The organism is Bradyrhizobium hereditatis (genome assembly GCF_020329435.1).
Lineage (GTDB): Bacteria > Pseudomonadota > Alphaproteobacteria > Rhizobiales > Xanthobacteraceae > Bradyrhizobium > Bradyrhizobium hereditatis.
Genome location: NZ_JAGKJK010000002.1, coordinates 313,902 through 329,527, shown reverse-complemented (window position 1 = coordinate 329,527; position 15,626 = coordinate 313,902). Strand labels below are relative to the sequence as shown.

General features: G+C 62.9%; 15 protein-coding genes. 11 read left to right on the top strand and 4 right to left on the bottom strand.

The genetic code is table 11. The features are described from left to right. Window positions 1–9: 9 nt before the first annotated feature. From J6524_RS06860 to J6524_RS06845, 4 genes are all read left to right on the top strand, one after another. Window positions 10–771, top strand: coding sequence for an SDR family NAD(P)-dependent oxidoreductase (locus J6524_RS06860; protein WP_225669613.1), 762 nt, complete (start codon window positions 10–12; stop codon window positions 769–771). Between the two features lie 21 nt (window positions 772–792). Next, on the top strand, window positions 793–1,641 hold the full coding sequence (locus J6524_RS06855; protein WP_225669612.1) for a transketolase: 849 nt from the start codon (window positions 793–795) through the stop codon (window positions 1,639–1,641). Further along, window positions 1,638–2,648: a transketolase family protein gene (locus J6524_RS06850; RefSeq protein ID WP_225669611.1), complete on the top strand. Its 1,011-nt coding sequence runs from the start codon at window positions 1,638–1,640 to the stop codon at window positions 2,646–2,648. Before J6524_RS06855 ends, J6524_RS06850 begins: the two co-directional genes overlap by 4 nt. Window positions 2,649–2,874: 226 nt before the next feature. After that, entirely contained in the window at window positions 2,875–4,071 is a 1,197-nt protein-coding gene (locus J6524_RS06845; protein WP_225669610.1) for an adenylate/guanylate cyclase domain-containing protein, read from the top strand. Window positions 4,072–4,154: 83 nt separating this feature from the next. Here J6524_RS06845 and J6524_RS06840 read toward each other — a convergent pair whose 3' ends face one another. The 3 genes from J6524_RS06840 to J6524_RS06830 all read right to left on the bottom strand — a co-directional run bounded on the left by J6524_RS06840 (window position 4,155) and on the right by J6524_RS06830 (window position 6,758). Then, complete coding sequence (locus J6524_RS06840; protein WP_446479899.1) at window positions 4,155–4,988, bottom strand: FAD-dependent monooxygenase; 834 nt, start codon at window positions 4,986–4,988, stop codon at window positions 4,155–4,157. A gap of 78 nt (window positions 4,989–5,066) precedes the next feature. Further along, on the bottom strand, window positions 5,067–5,891 hold the full coding sequence (locus J6524_RS06835; RefSeq protein WP_225669609.1) for an SDR family NAD(P)-dependent oxidoreductase: 825 nt from the start codon (window positions 5,889–5,891) through the stop codon (window positions 5,067–5,069). A gap of 30 nt (window positions 5,892–5,921) precedes the next feature. Further along, complete coding sequence (locus J6524_RS06830; protein WP_225669608.1) at window positions 5,922–6,758, bottom strand: MurR/RpiR family transcriptional regulator; 837 nt, start codon at window positions 6,756–6,758, stop codon at window positions 5,922–5,924. A gap of 123 nt (window positions 6,759–6,881) precedes the next feature. Between J6524_RS06830 and J6524_RS06825 the strand changes: the two genes are divergently transcribed. The 7 genes from J6524_RS06825 (at window position 6,882) to J6524_RS06795 (ending at window position 13,833) form a co-directional block, all read left to right on the top strand. Continuing rightward, window positions 6,882–8,174 (top strand): ABC transporter substrate-binding protein, encoded by a 1,293-nt coding sequence (locus J6524_RS06825; protein WP_225669607.1) that lies wholly within the window; start codon window positions 6,882–6,884, stop codon window positions 8,172–8,174. A gap of 72 nt (window positions 8,175–8,246) precedes the next feature. Beyond that, the gene (locus tag J6524_RS06820) at window positions 8,247–9,167 is read left to right on the top strand and encodes a branched-chain amino acid ABC transporter permease (protein WP_225669606.1); all 921 of its coding nucleotides are present in this window, start codon (window positions 8,247–8,249) and stop codon (window positions 9,165–9,167) included. 2 nt (window positions 9,168–9,169) lie between these two features. After that, window positions 9,170–10,213, top strand: coding sequence for a branched-chain amino acid ABC transporter permease (locus J6524_RS06815; protein WP_225669605.1), 1,044 nt, complete (start codon window positions 9,170–9,172; stop codon window positions 10,211–10,213). Further along, window positions 10,204–10,947 (top strand): ABC transporter ATP-binding protein, encoded by a 744-nt coding sequence (locus J6524_RS06810; RefSeq protein ID WP_225669604.1) that lies wholly within the window; start codon window positions 10,204–10,206, stop codon window positions 10,945–10,947. The genes J6524_RS06815 and J6524_RS06810 overlap by 10 nt, the downstream gene beginning before the upstream one ends. Continuing rightward, a complete protein-coding gene (locus J6524_RS06805; RefSeq protein ID WP_225669603.1) occupies window positions 10,944–11,645 on the top strand; it encodes an ABC transporter ATP-binding protein in 702 nt (233 codons plus the stop codon). The genes J6524_RS06810 and J6524_RS06805 overlap by 4 nt, the downstream gene beginning before the upstream one ends. Next, entirely contained in the window at window positions 11,645–12,301 is a 657-nt protein-coding gene (locus J6524_RS06800) for an ATP-binding cassette domain-containing protein (RefSeq protein WP_376711984.1), read from the top strand. The genes J6524_RS06805 and J6524_RS06800 overlap by 1 nt, the downstream gene beginning before the upstream one ends. 95 nt (window positions 12,302–12,396) lie before the next feature. Beyond that, a complete protein-coding gene (locus J6524_RS06795) occupies window positions 12,397–13,833 on the top strand; it encodes an NAD-dependent succinate-semialdehyde dehydrogenase (protein WP_225669602.1) in 1,437 nt (478 codons plus the stop codon). A 71-nt stretch (window positions 13,834–13,904) separates the two neighbouring features. On the opposite strand, the gene J6524_RS37595 is transcribed toward J6524_RS06795, so the two are convergent. Further along, window positions 13,905–15,617, bottom strand: a complete 1,713-nt coding sequence (locus J6524_RS37595; protein WP_225669601.1) for a bifunctional protein-serine/threonine kinase/phosphatase — start codon at window positions 15,615–15,617, stop codon at window positions 13,905–13,907. Window positions 15,618–15,626: the final 9 nt, after the last annotated feature.

Genomic DNA, 15,626 nt, shown 5'->3' with positions numbered 1-15,626 from the left:
GGAGGAGACATGCTGCTACGCGGCAAGACAGCGGTTATTTCGGGCGCGGCCTCGCCGCGCGGAATAGGCCTGGCAACCGCCGGGCGGTTTGCGGCAGAAGGCGCCCGGGTCGCGATCCTCGACATCGACGGCGCCGCGGCCGAACTCGCCGCAAAGAGCCTGGAAGTCGTTTCGGGCGGATCCCACCTCGGCCTCGCCTGCGACGTCGCCGACCGGAAATCCTGTATGAATGCGACCGACGCCGTGATCGGCGCCTTCGGCCAGATCGATATCCTGATCAACAACGCCGGTATTACCCAGCCGGTGAAGTTGCTCGAAATCACGCCCGCGGACTGGGAGCGCATCCAGGATGTCAATCTCAAGGGCGTGCTGTTTCTCTCCCAGGCGGTGATCCCGCACATGCGCCGGCGCAAGTCCGGCTCGATTGCCTGTATGTCGTCGGTCTCAGCGCAGCGCGGCGGCGGCATCTTCGGCGGCCCGCATTATTCCGCGGCAAAGGCCGGCGTGCTCGGCCTTGCCAAGGCGATGGCCCGTGAGTTCGGACCCGATGGCATTCGCGTCAATTGTGTCACGCCCGGCCTGATCGGAACCGACATCACGGCCGGCAAGCTCACCGACGAGATGAAGGCGAAGATACTCGAGGGCATTCCGCTCGGCCGCCTCGGCCAAGCGGAGGACGTTGCGGGAATCTACACGTTCCTTGCTTCCGACCTCTCCGCCTATGTCACGGGCGCAGTGATCGACGTCAACGGCGGCATGCTCATCCACTGAGCGCGGGAGGAGGAGATCGCCATGGAAACGGCTCCGACGATTGCAAACGCGCCGACGCTGGCGCAGCGTGCCCACAACATCCGCCGCAACGCGCTGCGGATGGGCGAAGTCCAGGGCCAGGGCTATATCGCGCAGGCGCTTGACATCGCCGACGTGCTTGCCGTCGCTTACTTCCACGCCATGCATTACCGGCCGGAGGAGCCGTCCTGGTACGGACGGGATCGCTTCCTGCTCTCGAACGGTCACTATGCGATTGCGCTTTATGCAGCCTTGATCGAGGCCGGCGTCATCCCGGAAGCAGAGCTCGGTACCTATGGCAGCGACGAAAGCCGTCTGCCGATGTCCGGCATGGCCTCCTACACGCCCGGCATGGAGATGTCGGGCGGATCGCTCGGGCTCGGTATGAGCATCGCCGTCGGCATGGCGCTTGGGCTGAAGCGCAAGAATTCCAGCGCGCGGGTCTACACGCTGTTCTCCGACGGCGAGCTCGACGAAGGCTCCGTCTGGGAAGCGATCATGTCCGCAGCTCACCACAAGCTCGACAACCTGATCGCCATCGTCGACGTCAACAACCAGCAGGCCGACGGTCCTTCGACGGAAATGATGGCGTTCGAGCCGCTGGTGGATAAGCTCAACGCATTCGGTTGGTTCGTGCAGCGCGTGGATGGCAACGACCTCGATGCAGTGGTGGCGGCATTCGATGCCGCCAAGTCCCACGGGCAGGCCAAGCCCCGTATCATCGTTGCCGACACGCTGATGGGCAAAGGCGTTCCGTTCCTGGAGCAGCGGGAGAAGAACCACTTCATCCGTGTCGAGCCGCACGAATGGCAACTTGCGCTTGGCGCGCTTGAAGCGGGGAAGCAGTCATGAATCCCACCGTATCAGCAACGCCGCCCGGCAAGCCGCGCCTGACCACCTCGGCCATGATCGCCTCGATCGCGACCGAAGGACAAAGGACGAAGCCTGCACCCTTCGGGCACGCGCTCGTCGAACTCGCGCGCAACCGCGCCGACGTGATTGGCATGACCGCCGATCTCGGCAAGTACACCGACCTGCATATCTTCGCCGCGGCATTCCCGGATCGGTACTATCAGATGGGCATGGCCGAGCAGTTGCTGTTCGGGGCCGCCTCGGGGCTGGCTGCCGAAGGCTTTACGCCCTTCGCTACGACATATGCGGTGTTTGCTTCTCGTCGCGCCTACGATTTCATCCACCAGACGATTGCGGAGGAAGACCGCAACGTGAAGATCGTCTGCGCGCTGCCCGGCCTGACCTCTGGCTATGGCCCCAGTCATCAGGCGACCGAGGATCTCGCGCTCTTCCGCGCCATGCCGAACATGACGGTGATCGATCCCTGCGACGCGCACGAGATCGAGCAGGTCGTGCCTGCTGTTGCGGCCCGTCAAGGCCCGGTGTATGTGCGGCTGCTGCGCGGCCAGGTCCCGGTGGTGCTGGACGAGTACGGCTACAAGTTCGAGGTCGGCAAGGCGGCCCTGATCCGCGACGGCAGCGATGTCCTGATCATCTCCACCGGCCTCATGACCATGCGCGCGCTCGAGGCCGCGAAGAAGCTTGTCGGTGACCGCGTGGACACCGCCGTGCTGCACGTTCCCACGATCAAGCCGCTCGATGCCGAGGCGATCCTGCGCGAAGCCGGCAAGCCAGGCCGCCTGGTCGTTGTTGCCGAGAACCACACGGTGATCGGCGGCCTCGGCGAAGCCATCGCCGGCTTGTTGATGCGATCCGGCGTTCATCCGGCCTTTCGCCAGATTGCATTACCCGACGAGTTTCTCGCCGCCGGCGCATTGCCGACCCTCCATGACAGATATGGAATTTCGACAGCGGCAATCAGCGATCGCATCAAGACCTCGCTCTAGCGCGCCGCCAGACAGGTCCCGGCTGCCGGCGCTCGGAGAAAACCCGTAGTTTGTCCATAAATCTGCGGCCGAATGGGCGGATGTGGGATCAAGGGCGATGGCCTTCGCAACAAAGGCTACTCCCAGCCGTCTGGCGGGGCAATTGCGGAAAGGCCTAATTGAATCTCTCGAGCGGGGACACGATATACCCCGTACCGCCGATCCGCGTCACCTCCGAGAGCACGACATGAACTCGCCGCCAAACGATCCCGGCACCGCGTATGCCGACAGCGACATTGTGCACTGGCTGACAAACGGCACGCGCGAGGAGCGCTTCATCGACAATATTTTCGCCGAGCTGTGCCTACGTCTTCAGCGGGCGGGCATTCCGGTCAAGCGGGCGACGCTTCATTTCCTGATCCACCATCCGCAATGGCTTGGCGCGCGGATGGTATGGGCCGACGGAATGCGAGAAGCCGAGATTGCCAGGGTCGACTACGATGTCAGAGGGCGATCCGAATACATCGGCAGCCCCGCCAACGAAATTCATGAGGGTGCCGCCGAGGTGCGCGAAAATCTCGAACGCGATCCGTCGCACGGCCGCAAGCACGCCATTTATGACGAGATGCGGGCCAAAGGCCTGACCGACTATGTGGCGTGGCCGTTATACCACACGCTCGGCAAGCGGCACCTTGTGACGTTTGCGACCGATCGAGCCGGCGGTTTCGACGATACGCACGTCGAGCGCCTGCAAAAATTGGTGCCGATTCTGGCGCTGGTCAGCGAAATCCGCATCAAGAATCGGCTGGCGCGAACACTGCTCGAAACCTATGTCGGCTCACATGCCGGCGAAATGATCCTGGCCGGCGCCACCAGGCGCGGAAGCGGGACGACGGTAAGCGCGGCCATCATGATCTGCGATCTGCGTGACTTCACCAGAATTTCCGATAATTGGCCGCGCGATGACGTCATTGATCTCCTGAACAGTTATTTTGACGCGATGTCGGAGCCGATCGCGCGACATGGCGGGGAAATATTGAAATTCATCGGCGACGGCCTGCTCGCCATTTTTCCGCTCACCCAGCCCTCGGCCTGCGCAAATCTGCTGCACGCCGTGGCCGAAGCCCGTCAGGCACTGGCTGCTGTCAGCGAAAATAATGGTGCAACCGGTCGCGCGCCGCTGGATTACGGCATCGGCGTCCACGTCGGAGACGTCATGTACGGCAATATCGGCTCGCGCACCCGGCTCGACTTCACCGTCATTGGCCCTGCCGTCAATATGGCTTCGCGTCTCGAAGCCCTGACCAAGCAACTGGGCAGAAAGGTGCTGCTATCCCGCGCCTTCGCCGATTTGGTTCAAGGCGATTTCGAGCTCGAACGCGTCGGCGAACATACGGTACGAGGCTTTAGCGACCCGATCGAGCTGTTTGCGTATCACGGCTGACAGGCGCTGCCTCCTGAGGCATCTGCATAAGAACGCAGAAGTGCTGCAGCGCTATTTCCGCAGATGCAGCGTGCTCCGTTTTGCTATGCCGCGGCAGGCGGTCCGAACCAGTTGGTTAGTGCGTCAACGAGCCCCGATTGGGTTCGCTCTCCAACCCAAGCCACACATCCGTCGGGCCGAATCAATACCGCCGCGGGAGCAGCGACCGCGCCGAGAACCGGAAGCTCCCACGCACTGGAATAACTGGCGTCGATCTGCTGCACCCGGTCCGCCCAGGGCGTGATATCGAGGCCGCCTGTAATACCGAGGTTGAGCAGTGCGGGCCGGCCTTGGTGCAGCAGGGTGAAGACCCGCAGCGGTCCATTGGCGGTAACGAGCTCGAGATCGGGCATGCGACGTCCGATCAGCTCGTGTCCCTCGCCGAGGTCGTAACGAATGTCGAGACCAGACATCATCGCGGCGAACCGTTTGCGCGGCTGGTCCATTTTGAGCAGCTCCGACATCGCGTCGCGAAGTGCGTTGGTGCGGTCATCCGGGCGGAGCAGCGCGACTTGCGCCATCGTGTTTCGCAAGACGGCGGCAGCGATCGGGTGCCGCTCGGCATGGTATGTATCGAGCAGGCTTTCTGGCGAAATCTTCTTGACGACCTGGGCGAGCTTCCAGCCCAGATTCACTGCATCCTGTACGCCGATGTTGAGGCCCTGTCCGCCCGCCGGGTAATGCACGTGCGCGGCGTCGCCCGCCAGCAGCACCCGTCCCCTGCGATAGGAAGCCGCCTGCCTGGTCATGTCGGTGAACCTCGAGATCGAGACGGGGTTGTGAATCCCGTAATCGGTCCCGTATGTGGCGACGAGCACCTCGCTGAGATCGCGCAGCGTGGAGCCGGAATGGGGCTTACGCCGCGACGCGTTCGGTATCCATTCCGGATGTGGCGGCGAGCGGACAGCACTGCCGGAAGCGCCAGGCCGGCTTTTCCGAACAGCGGCGTTGGCGCCTCACGCCGCCCAGCACTGTCCACCTCCGTCGACGCGCAACACCTGCCCTGAGACGAACGCGCCCAACGGGCCCGCGAACACTTCCACGACGCGCGCCACCTCGTCGACGGTGGCGATTCGATCGAGCGTGCCGGTTTCGATCATTCGGCTTTGATCGACCGCACGGGTGCCCATGAAGCGGCCGGTGCGTGTATCGCCCGGCGCGATGCAGTTCACCGTGATTTCATACGAGCGAAGCTGATCGGCGAGGCAGCGCGTATAGTGCGTCATGCCTGCTTTCGCGACCGCGTAGATCGAGCCGTTGGTCCGGCCCTTGAAGGCCGCAACCGAGCCGATGGTGACGATGCGGCCCTGACGGCGCGGCATCATCTCCTTGGCCACCGCCTGGCAGGTCAGGACGGTCGAGAGCAGGTTGCGATCGAGTACGGCGCGCACGTCTTCTTCGCGGATACTGATCGCATCGTTCGGATCAGGCTTGCCGCCCTTGGCCGCGATGTCGCCGCCGGCGTTGTGGACGAGAATGTCGATGGGGCCTAACTCCCGCGTCGTGGTCTCAACCACCCGCGCGATATCAGCGCCATTGGTGAGATCGCCAAGCACGCGGATGGTGCGTACGCCATGCGTCGCTGCGACCTGCTCCGCGACCGCCGTCAGCGTCGATCCCTCGCCATATTCCGCCGGACCGTTTTCCCGCATGCCATGCAGGGCGACATCGGCGCCCATCGCTGCCAGCCGTTCGGCGAAGGCGCGTCCGAGTCCACGTCCCGCACCGGTCACCAGCGCAACCTTGCCCTTCAATACCCGCACGGCGTCGTGTTGTCCCATGAGGTTTGTTCTCCTGATTTGCGAAAAGTGTCAGTCGCCGGCAAGATCAAGGCCGATCGCGAGCGCCTGCACCAGGCACATCGGCGCAACCAGCGTTCGCAAGGCTGGCTCAGGCATGTCCTGGATCTCGAAGACCACCGATGCGCCCTCGACAACCGGGCTCAAGAGGCTGTCGGTGATGGATATCGCGGGCACGTTGCGCGCCACCAATTCGGGAAACAATCGCGCGGTATCAGGGTAATAGTTGCGGAAGCTGATGGCAACCAGCGCATCCTCGGAAGTCGCCGGATGGGATTGTTCGTGGATGCTGCCGCCGGTGCCGTCCAGCAGCACCACGCGCCGCCCGAGTTTTCGCAGCACATAGGCCAGATGCGTTGCCACCGGAAACGAGCCGCCAAGTCCCAGGAGATAAATGTCGCGCGCCTTCGCCAATATCATGATGGCGGCTTCGAGTTGCTGTTCATGGGCCGACTGGCTCAGTGCCACCAGGCTTGATTGGGCTTCCGCGACGAAGCGGCCCAGTACTGCCGCTGGTTTGCGGCCGAGGACCGATTTTTCCTCGCTCTTCATGCGCGCCAGCCGCGCCTTGTAGCTCGGCGCCACGCCGGCCACGAGGCGCGTTCGAAACACCTGTTGCATCTGGGTGAAGCCGCCAAAGCCCAAAGCATGGGCGAAGCGAACGATGGCCGAGGGAGGCACGCCGGAGCGCTCAGCGATCTCGGCGACCGTGCCCAATGCGACGTCGGTCGGATGATCCAGGACGAATTCAGCGATCTGCTGCAGCCGGCCTGATAAAGCGCGATGTCGCTGGGCAATCGCGCCGCGCAGTTCGTCATAACTCATCGCCGTGCCGGCAGGTTTGTCCATGGCGTCAGCTCTATCCCATCGCGGCCGTTCTGCGACCGGTTCAAATATTCCACTTTACACGGGATAATAGAACGTTCATTCTAAGTGCCGCAACAAGAAAACGAGCCTGCTCGGGAGGGAGCCATGAAACAGCGTGAGATCTCGCGTCGAAGCGTTTTGCAGGGCAGCCTGATGGCCGCCGCCCTGGCGGGTACGGCAAGCTATTTCGGACCCTGGACGGAAAACCGGGTCTGGGGGCAGGGCGCCAAGCCGATCAAGCTCGGCCTGACCTGCGACGCGAGCGGTCAATACGGCAACAGCGGCCAGGACGATCTGCGCGGTATTCAGATGGCAATCGACGAGGCGAACGCCAAAGGCGGTGTGCTCGGCCGCAAGATTACCTGGATCACGGCTGACACGGAAACCACGCCGGCTACCGGCAGCCGCATCGCCGAACGATTCATCACGCGTGAGGATTGCACGATCCTGATCGGCGCGGTTCATTCCGGCGTCGCCAACGCCATCACCCAGGTCGCCGCCAAGAACGGCGTCATCTATCTCAACACCAATTCCTCGGCGCCCAGCGAAGCCGGAGAAAACTGCTCGCGCATCAAGTTCGTTTGGGACGGCAACGGCACCAATTTTTCGAAGGCGTCAGTCCGGAACGCGGTCAGTTCCATCGGCAAGAACTGGATGCTGCTCACCAACGACTATGTATGGGGCCACACCACTTCGGCGGCGACCAAAACTCAGGTCGAAGCGTCCGACGGCAAGATCATTGACAATCTGCTGGTGCCGCAGAATACCCGCGACTTCACCGCCTATCTCCTGAAGATCCAGCAGGCAAAGCCGGATGTGGTCGCAACCGCGATCGGTGGCGACGACATCAAGGCGCTGCGCGAGCAGGTCACCCAGCTCAAGCTCGACGGCAAGCCTTCCTGGATCAACAACCAGCAGGACTGGCCCGATGTCTGGGGCGCACCGAACAGCCTGTTCGGTGTGTTTGGCACCACCTGGTATCACAAGCTGGCGCTGCCCGGCGTCGCCGACTTTGTGAAGAAATGGCAAGCCGCCAACAAGGAGGGCCCGATACCGGTGCCCGGAAATGTCTCCTACAACGGCTACATGGCGACGCGCGAGCTATTGCGCGCGATCGAACGCGCAGGCTCGACCAACAACGTCAAGATCATCAAGGAGCTGGAGAACCTCAAGGTATCGGCAACCGACCGCATGCAGCATTTCGATGCCTACATGGATCCGGTGACGCATCAGATGCAGCAGACGATCTATCTGGCGCGGCGAAACGCCAAACCGTCCGATAGCACCGATCTGTATGAGATCATCAGCTGGACCGAGCCGAAGGCTGTCGCCGATACCGATGCAGCCGCCAAGTGCAAGCTCGTTCCCTACGAGCAGATCCCGACGGTGGATTCCTGATCGCGGCTCGAATCAATCAGCAGCGGACGCGAATGCGCCCGCTGCCTTGCAATCCAGTTGGGAGAATTCAGCTTGCTTGATCTCCTACCCCACATCCTGAACGGCCTCACGCTTGGCCTGCTGTTCGCGCTGATCGCGCTCGGCTTCATGCTGATCGTCGGTCTGATGGAGCAAATCAACCTGGCGCATGGCTCGCTGTTCGCACTCGGCGCCTATTTCGCCATGCAGCTGATGGGGCCCCGTCCACCGTTGCCGCAGGACATCGCGAGCGCCTGGCTCGCGCTGCCGCTCGGCTGGCGCTATGCCGCGGCGCTAATCATCGCGCCTATGGCGGCCGGTGCGATCGGGATCGCGATCGAGTTCTGCATGCGGCGAACCTATGGCAAAGATCCCTTGTACGGTCTCCTGCTCACCTTTGGCGCGGCCATGGTGATCGAGGAGACGATCCGCCTGATCTGGGGCACACGCGACTACGTGCTGCAGGTACCGCAAGCGATCAATGGCGGGGTTCTGTTCGGCGATCTGATCTGGTCGACGTACCGCTTTTATGCCGCGGGAATCTCCGCTGTTATCATCGGACTGGTCTGGCTTCTGATCGAAAAGACGCCGTTTGGCGCGATCGTCAAGGCAGGCGCGCATGACAGCGAGATCGTGCGCGCGCTCGGAATCAATCTGACGCGGCTGCGGCTATTGGTCTTCGTATTCGGCACGATGCTGGCAGCAATCGCCGGCATCATCGTGGCGCCGATCTGGGGCATTCGCCCCCATATGGGCGTCGATGCCGTCATTCCGGCATTCCTGGTCATCGTGCTCGGTGGCGTCGGCAGCTTTTGGGGCGCCGTCGTGGCGGGGCTCCTGGTTGGTCTCGCCGTCGGTCTGTCCGGCGCCTACGCCTCCGAGTGGTCGCTGCTTTCGATGTACGTGCTGCTGGTCGCGGTCGTAACCTTCAGAGCACGGGGCCTCTGGGGCAAGAAAAGCGTGCTTGAGGCCTGAGCATGATTGCGACATACCAATCCGACTCCGCGCGGCTGATCACGCCCACCATGATGTGGCTGTTCCTCGCGCTGGCGACCGTGCCACTGTGGATCGCGCGCATCGGACTCTATCCTTATCTCGGCATCGAGATTCTGATCTGGTCGATCTATGCCTTGGCCTTCAACCTCGTGCTGGGGACGGCAGGTCTGCCATCGTTCGGGCACGGAGCTTACTTCGGCATCGGCGCGTATGCTTTTGGCCTCTGTCAGTTCAATGTGGTCGCCAATCTCTGGGTCTGCCTGGCGGCTGCGTTCGTCATCGCCGGATTGGCCGGCGCGCTGGTGGCGTTGTTCATCTCGCACCGGCGCGGAATCTATTATGCCTTCATGACGATTGCGTTCGGGCAGATCTTCTGGACGGTCGCGATCAAGTCGCACAAGGTCACCGGCGGCGAGGATGGGCTGTTGAAGATCGCACGGCTGCCGGCCGATCTCGGATTTGCATCGATCGATCTCGCCGGGAACGTCTCATTCTACTACTTCGTTCTCCTCGTGTTCGGCGTTGCGGTTATTGCGATGTGGCGGCTGGTGCATTCGCCCTATGGCCGGGTGATTGCGGCGATCAAGCAAAGCGAAACCCGAGCAGCGCATCTCGGCTACAATGTCTGGCTCTACAAAGCTTCGATCTTCACGCTCTCGGCAGCCATATCGGGATTTGCTGGTGGCCTGTTCGCGATGGCGCAGCTCGCGGCGTTCCCGGATGTCATGAGCCTGCATCAATCCGGCTATGTGGTGATGATGACGCTCGTCGGCGGTGGCCTCGTCAGCTTCTGGGGACCGGTGGTCGGCGTCTTCCTGTTCTTGACCGCGCGCGATGTGATCGGCGCGCTCACCAACGCCTGGATGCTGTATTTCGGCTTGCTGTTCATGGCTGTCGTTCTGTTCCGGCCTGAGGGGGTGGCCGGAGCCGTTGCTGCGGCCTGGCAGAACCGGTCGTTGTATTCGATGCGGCGTCAGGGCGGCTCGGCGTTGCGTCTGTTATTCGGAGGCGGGCGATGGCGTTGATCGAGGTTGAGGGAGTACACGTCCGTTTTGGCGACCGTGTCGTGCTGGAAAGCATAGACCTCGCTGTACCGGAGGGCGAATTCCATGGCGTGATGGGGCCGAACGGCGCCGGCAAGACCACTTTTTTCAATGTACTGACCGGCCGCGTCAAGCCGAGTCGCGGCTCGATCAGGCTTGCCGGCGAGGACGTCACCGGCCTTCGTCCGCAGCTTATCGCCGCTAAGGGCGTCGCCCGCTCTTTTCAGATCATGACCTTGTTCGACGACTTCAGCGCCCGCGAGAACATCATGGTCGGTCTGCCGGCCTTTCGCGTCCGTGGCTTCGACATGCATCGCGCGGCCTCGGCAGATAGTGACCTTGCCGAGCAAGCTTCAGACATACTCGCGATGGTCGGCCTCACCGACAGGGCCGACGTCCGCGCCAAGGATCTCTCCTATGGCGACCGCCGCGCGCTGGAAATCGCCGTTGCGCTAGGACAGAACCCGCGTGTGCTTTGTCTGGACGAGCCGACATCCGGGCTCGGCACCGATGGTGTGCAGCGGCTGTCTCAATTGGTCAGCCAACTCAAGCGCAAGCTCACGATCGTGGCCATCGAGCACGACATGGAATTCCTGTTCTCGCTGGCCGATCGAATCTCGGTGATCCACTGGGGTCAGGTGATTGCGCGCGGCGCGCCGCAGGAACTGCAGCAGAACGAATGGGTCAAACGCTCCAACCTCGGACGTTTCGCATGATTCTCGAAGTCGACGCCGTCGATACTTTCTATGGCGAAACCCAGGCGTTGTTTGGTGCGTCGCTTGCCGTCGAGCGCGGCAAGGTCTTCGCCTTGCTCGGCCCCAACGGTGCGGGCAAGACGACGTTGCTGCGTTCCATCCTTGGATTGACGCGGGCGCGGCGCGGCGTTGTCCGGTTTGACGGCCGCGACGTAACCCATCGCGCGACACACGAAATCGCCCGCGCCGGCATCGGCTGGGTACCGGACGACCGGCGGTTGTGTCCGACGCTTTCGGTAGCCCGCAATCTCGGCATCGCGCAGAAGCGTACGCGATTCCGAAGCTGGACCGTGAAGGAAGCTTGCGAGATCTTCTCGCCGCTCGAATATCTGATGGAGCGCGAGTGCGAAAATCTTTCGGGCGGCGAAATGCAGATGGTGGCGATCGCCCGCGCGCTGGTCGGAGCGCCCGGATTGATCCTGTTCGACGAACCAAGCCAGGGGCTGGCGCCGAAGATTGTCAGCGACGTGTTGGCGACCATCCGCAGGTTGCGGGACGAAGGCGTGGCCTCGCTTGTGGTCGAGCAGAATGCCGAGATCGCGCTCTCGGTCGCTGACCAGGCTGCCGTCATCGACCGCGGCCGGATCGCATGGAGTGGAGACGCTGCCGCGCTGCGCGAAGATCGCGCACTCCGCCAAACTCTGCTCGGAGTTCACTGATGGCGCCATTGCTCGTTCTTGATCAGGTCCGGAAGGTCTACACACGCGGGCGCGTGGTTCGCCGCCCGACATTCACCCTCGAAGCCGATCTCGCAATCGAGGACCCCTCGATCGTTGGCGTAATCGGCCCGAACGGAGCCGGCAAGACCACGCTGTTCGAGATGATGACCGGATCCAATGCGCCGTCTTCTGGCCATGTCTATGTCGCAGGCGCCGATATCCACCGGGTCAAGTATCGCGAGCGCGATCGGTTGGCGATCCATTATCACCAGTCCTATCAGGTTCGCAGGTTCAGCAAGCTGGTGCCATCAGTGCTGCTCGAGAAGTCTCCGACTGCCGCGCCCATGGTGCATCTGTTCGACGAGCCGCAATTCAATCTCCAGGACGGCTATATCGGCTTCATGCTCGATTTCTTCCGCAAGCTGCGGGCCGAGGGCCGGCTGGTGGTACTGTGCCTGCATCCGACCGCGGCTTGGCACCTGGAAGTCCTGACCGAGATTGCCGAGCAATACCTACTGGTGGGCGACGGCGGCGTTACCCGGCATCCGGATTTCGCGAGCCTGACCGGCCACCCAAGGTTCCAGAGCTATCTGGGTCCGGAAATGATGCGGGCCGCGGAGGCGCTATGCGTCGGTCGCGCAGGCGCACACCACTGAATCGGCTTTGCAATTCGATAAGGCTTCCATCATATAGGCGCCTGAATTTCCGCCGCGCGCCATTTGGCGATCAATAAGCTCAGGGAGAAAGTCTCGTGGCATATTCGAATACCCAACTCTTCATCAACGGCAAATGGCGCCCGAGCCAGTCGGGCAGGACGATTCCCGTGCTCAACCCGGCGACCGAAGAGGAAATCGGCACCGTAGCCCACGCCGACCGCGCCGATCTCGACGAGGCGCTGGAAGCCGCCGCCAAGGGTTTCAAGGCTTGGCGGGCAGTAGCACCGTTCGACCGTTGCCGGATCATGCGCAAGGCGGCTCAGATCATGCGCGAGCGCAATGAGGAGATCGCGCCGCTCCTGACCATGGAGCAGGGCAAGACGCTGGCGGAAGCGAAGGTCGAAGCGATGGCGGCGGCCGACATCATCGAGTGGTTTGCCGAGGAAGCCAAGCGCGCCTATGGAAGAGTGATCCCGGCCCGTGGTCCCGGCATCTACCAGATCGCGGTCAAGGAGCCGGTCGGCCCGGTCGCGGCCTTCACGCCGTGGAATTTCCCGATCAACCAGGTTGTCCGCAAGCTCTCCGCAGGCCTTGCGGCCGGCTGCTCCATCATCGTCAAGGCGCCCGAGGAAACGCCGGCATCGCCCGCGCAGCTCATCAAGGCATTCGCTGATGCAGGCGTGCCCGACGGCGTCATCAACCTGGTCTACGGCGTGCCGTCGGAAATTTCGGAATATCTCATTCCGCATCCGGTGATCCGCAAGATTTCCTTCACCGGCTCCACCACTGTCGGCAAGCAGCTCTCCGCATTGGCGGGCCTGCACATGAAGCGCGCCACCATGGAGCTCGGCGGCCATGCACCGGCCATCGTGTTCAAGGACGCCGACGTCACATCGGCGGCGAAAATTCTCGCGGCGGCGAAGTACCGCAATGCCGGCCAGGTCTGTATTTCCCCGACCCGCATGCTGGTGCAGGATGACGTGTTCCGCGAGTTCGTCGACAAGTTCGTCGAGGGCGCCAAGTCGATGAAGGTCGGCAATGGCCTCGATCCGGAATCGAAGATGGGTTCGCTCGCCAATCCGCGCCGCGTCACGGCGATCGAGGGCATGGTGCAAGACGCCGTCGGCAAGGGCGCCAAGCTCGAGACCGGTGGCCACCGGGTTGGCAACAAAGGCTACTTCTTCGAGCCGACTGTTGTCAGCGACGTGCCGAAGGACGCCCGCGCCATGAATGAGGAGCCGTTCGGGCCGCTGGCGCTGATCTCCCGTTTCTCCACCTTCGACGAGGTTGCCGAGGAAGCCAACCGCTTGCCCTTCGGCCTTGCGTCCTACGCCTTCACCAGCTCGACCAAGACCGCGACCGCGATCGGTGCTGCGATCGAAGCCGGCATGGTCTCGATCAACAGCTTCGGCCTGGCGCTGCCCGAAGTGCCATTTGGCGGCGTCAAGGATTCCGGCTACGGCTCGGAAGGCGGCACCGAGGCGATGGAAGGCTATTTCAACACCAAGTTCATCACCCAGACCGGGGTGTGAACCAGACTAGCGAAGCCGGCGCGGCTTGCTTCGCTCACGTGATATAGCCCGACGCTCCAGGGAGCGTCGGGCTAACTTTTTACGATCCATGCGAGAAGCAGGATGACGAGCACGACCAGTCCTGCGGAGAGGCTCTTCCAGAAGACAAGCGGGTCGCGATCATAGAGCGAGCGCCGTGACGTGACGGCCGGCTTTGCCCACATCGCGCCATTCTCGAGCTCGTGCGAGAACTCGATGACATCGCCGTAGCGCTGCGCCCGATCGACGTGGAGCGCCTTGCCGATCACCGCGTCCAGCCATGCCGGCAGGTCGGGACGATAGCGCGAGAGGTAGGCAGGCTTGCCGAAGCGGGGGCGCGAGAACGGCTCGATCTCGCCATAGGGGTAGGCGGCGGTAAACATCCGATACACGGTGACGCCGAGCGCATAGAGATCGGAAAATTCGTCCCCTGGCCGGCCGCCGAACAGCTCGGGCGCCATGTAGCTCGGCGTCCCCGGAATATCCTCGGCCGGGAAATCCTCCAGCAGCGGCACGCGGGCAACGCCGAGATCGACCAGCCGCAATCCGCCGCCCTTCAGCAGGATCACGTTGTCAGGCTTGATGTCGCGATGAATGATACCGGCCCGGTGCAGCGTCGCGACCGCGCGCGCCAGCTTGGTCGCGATCCCGATGCCTTCGGCCAGCGAAAGCTGCGGCGGCCGATTGAGCCGCTGTTCCAGCGTCTCACCCTCATAAAGCGGCATCACGGAATAGAGGCGGGTCTGCCGCTCGGCGGGCAGTTCGATGATCTCGCCGATCCACAGGCTGCGCACGCGCGCCGCGACCCACGCCTCGCGGACGAAGGCGAGGCGATACGAGCCCTCGCTGGCGACGCGCGGATGCGGAAACTTCAGCACGACTTCGCGGCCCTGCCGCTTGTCGACAGCCTTGAACAGCCGGCTATAGCGGCCATCCGACAGGATTTCGCCGAGCGTGAAATCGTCGATGACATCACCGGTTTCAGGCAGATCCAGAATCGGAAGCGTTGCGATCGAGTGAGTGAGTTCGTCGCGATCGGCAGGCGGCAGGTCGACGACATCGAGCACCAGCGCGGTCATATTGTCGGTCGAGCCGGCATCGAGCGCCGCGTCGACCAGGGCGCGGGCGGATTCCTCCGGCGAGGTGCGCTCGCTTAGGAGTAGCTGGAGGCGGTGATCGGTCAGTACGCCATGAACGCCGTCGCTGCAGACCAGAAGCCTGTCGTGTTGGCGTAATCCAACTGTAGCGTAATCGAAGCGGGCGAAGTCCTCGAAGCCGATGGCGCGGTTGAGCAGGTGAGCAAGGTCGCCACGACCGGCGATGTGATCCGTGGTCAGCCGCTCCAGCCGCCCCTCGCTCAGGCGATAGGCACGGGTGTCGCCGATGTGAATGACGTGGCAAAGCCGCCGCGACAGGATGATCGACGAGAAGGCGCAGCTCATGCCGCTGAGCCGCGGGTCGGTTCGGCCCTGCGTGTAGATCCAGCTGTTGGCAGCTTCCAGCGAACGCGACGCCCGGCGGCGCACGCCGAGCGTCTCGGGGAGGGAATAATAGGCATCGATGAAGCATCGAACCGCGAGCTCGGCGGCTTCGCGGCCGCCCTTGTATCCGCCGACGCCGTCAGCGACGGCGGCGACAATGTCGCGGTTATTCACACCGGGCTGGCCGAGGCAGGTGCCAACGTAATCCTCATTGGCGGAGCGCTTGCCGGTCTCGCTGACGAAGCCGACGCGAACCCCGAGATTACGTTGCGAACCGATGGTCACCCGCGAAGC

Coding starts and splice junctions, on each gene's coding strand:
- J6524_RS06805 (WP_225669603.1), top strand. CDS start 10,944: ATGATTCTCGAAGTCGACGCCGTCGATACTTTCTATGGCGAAACCCAG.
- J6524_RS06825 (WP_225669607.1), top strand. CDS start 6,882: ATGAAACAGCGTGAGATCTCGCGTCGAAGCGTTTTGCAGGGCAGCCTG.
- J6524_RS06845 (WP_225669610.1), top strand. CDS start 2,875: ATGAACTCGCCGCCAAACGATCCCGGCACCGCGTATGCCGACAGCGAC.
- J6524_RS06815 (WP_225669605.1), top strand. CDS start 9,170: ATGATTGCGACATACCAATCCGACTCCGCGCGGCTGATCACGCCCACC.
- J6524_RS06810 (WP_225669604.1), top strand. CDS start 10,204: ATGGCGTTGATCGAGGTTGAGGGAGTACACGTCCGTTTTGGCGACCGT.
- J6524_RS06855 (WP_225669612.1), top strand. CDS start 793: ATGGAAACGGCTCCGACGATTGCAAACGCGCCGACGCTGGCGCAGCGT.
- J6524_RS06850 (WP_225669611.1), top strand. CDS start 1,638: ATGAATCCCACCGTATCAGCAACGCCGCCCGGCAAGCCGCGCCTGACC.
- J6524_RS06830 (WP_225669608.1), bottom strand. CDS start 6,758: ATGGACAAACCTGCCGGCACGGCGATGAGTTATGACGAACTGCGCGGC.
- J6524_RS06835 (WP_225669609.1), bottom strand. CDS start 5,891: ATGGGACAACACGACGCCGTGCGGGTATTGAAGGGCAAGGTTGCGCTG.
- J6524_RS06800 (WP_376711984.1), top strand. CDS start 11,645: ATGGCGCCATTGCTCGTTCTTGATCAGGTCCGGAAGGTCTACACACGC.
- J6524_RS06860 (WP_225669613.1), top strand. CDS start 10: ATGCTGCTACGCGGCAAGACAGCGGTTATTTCGGGCGCGGCCTCGCCG.